General features: G+C 71.8%; 2 protein-coding genes. Both read left to right on the top strand.

The features are described 5' to 3' along the window. Positions 1-746, top strand: a 746-nt coding sequence (locus DBR34_RS22580; RefSeq protein WP_258223798.1) for an MFS transporter, incomplete at its 5' end; no start/stop codon positions are given. After that, the coding region (locus DBR34_RS10035) for an MFS transporter (protein ID WP_146186809.1) at positions 743-1,629 on the top strand (887 nt) is incomplete at its 3' end. The genes DBR34_RS22580 and DBR34_RS10035, both read left to right, overlap by 4 nt.

Below are 1,629 nucleotides of genomic sequence, written 5' to 3'. Positions count from 1 at the left end.
TGGTCGATCCGCTGGCCGGCCTGTTCGCCGCCGCCGTGCTGTTGGCCCTGGGCGTCGCCGCGCTGGTCGTGCAACGCGGCAGCGAACCGCCCCTGCAGCCCATCGATGCGGGCGACCGCCACGGGTCGGCGATCGGCATGGCGAACGTGCGTCTGCTGGCGCTGCTGATGGTGGCCATGGGCGTGATTGTGGGCACCGTGGACATCACCAGCGTCGCCTTCGCCGCGCAGCGCGGCGTGCCTGGCGCCGCCAGCGTGGTGCTGTCCGCCTATGCACTGGGATCGTGCGTGGCCGGGCTGGTATTCGGTGCGGTGTCGCTGAGGTGGCCGCTGCGGCGGCTGCTGTTGCTGGGTGGCATGGCAACCGCGCTGTCCACCCTGCCCCTGCTGCAGGTGGACAGCATCGCCGCGCTTGCGGTGGCCGTGCTGGTGGCCGGGATGTTCTTCGCGCCGACCATGATCGTGGCGATGTCGATCGTGGAGCGGCTGGTGCCTGCGCATCGGCTGACGGAAGGCATGACCTGGCTGCTGGCCGGGCTCAACGTGGGCGTGGCGATGGGTGCGGCCGCGGCCGGCCAGGTCGTGGATATCGCCGGGGCACGCGCGGGCTTCGGGGTCGCCGCCACCGGCGCTGCGTTGGTGGTGCTCACCACGCTGTGGGTGCAGCAGCGTCTGCCCGCGAAGACAGGCGGCGCCCCGGGTGCGGACGACGCGCCCGCCTCCCTTGCTGCAGGATCCGACCGATGACCCGCGTTGCCGTTGCCCCCGCCGGCGCACCGCGTCCCTGGTTGGCGGTGGTTGCCGCCGGCCTGGCCACGTTCTCGGTGGTCACCACCGAGATGTTGCCGGTAGGCCTGCTGTCCAGCATCGCCGAACAGTTGGGCACGCGCACCGGTACGGTGGGCCTGACGCTCTCGCTGCCGGCGCTGCTGGCCGCGGTGTTCGCCCCGATCGCGGTGATCGGCGCCGGTGGTGTTGACCGCCGCTGGATCCTGGCGGGCCTGCTGGCCTTGCTGGTGGTCGCCAACCTGGCTTCGGCGCTGGCAGTGGACATTTACTGGCTGCTCGCCGCGCGGGTGCTGGTGGGATTCTGCATGGGCGGCATCTGGGCCATCGCCGGTGGTCTGGCTGCGCGGCTGGTGCCGGCCGAGGGCGTGGGGTTGGCCACGTCGATCATCTTCGGCGGCGTCGCGGCGGCGTCGGTGCTGGGCGTACCGCTGGGCACCTGGATCGGCGACCTGGCCGGCTGGCGCTGGGCGTTTGCCGGGATGGCGTTGTTCAGCGCAGCGGTACTGGTGCTGCATCTTCTGGCGATGCCGGCGCTGCCGGTGGCGTCTTCGCCCACGCTGCGCCAGTTACGCGGGCAGCTGGGCAACCGGGCGTTGCAGGCGGGGCTGCTGCTGACGCTGCTGCTGGTCGGCGCTCACTTCATGACCTTCACCTTCGTGCGGCCGCTGCTGGTCAGCGTGGCCGGCATCGATCCGCGCTGGATGGGGGCCGTGCTGTTCGGCTACGGCATCGCGGGCATCGGCGGCAATTTCCTCGCGGGCACCGCGGCGGCCCGTCGCACTGCACCGACGGTTGCTGCCATCGCGTTGGGCCTGCTGCTCACGCCGGTACTGTTCGTCAC

Source organism: Stenotrophomonas sp. HMWF003, from assembly GCF_003061285.1.
In the GTDB taxonomy this organism is placed as follows: domain Bacteria; phylum Pseudomonadota; class Gammaproteobacteria; order Xanthomonadales; family Xanthomonadaceae; genus Stenotrophomonas; species Stenotrophomonas maltophilia_AP.
Note: the sequence above shows the minus strand (reverse complement) of the source record. Positions and strands in the feature narration are given on the sequence as shown.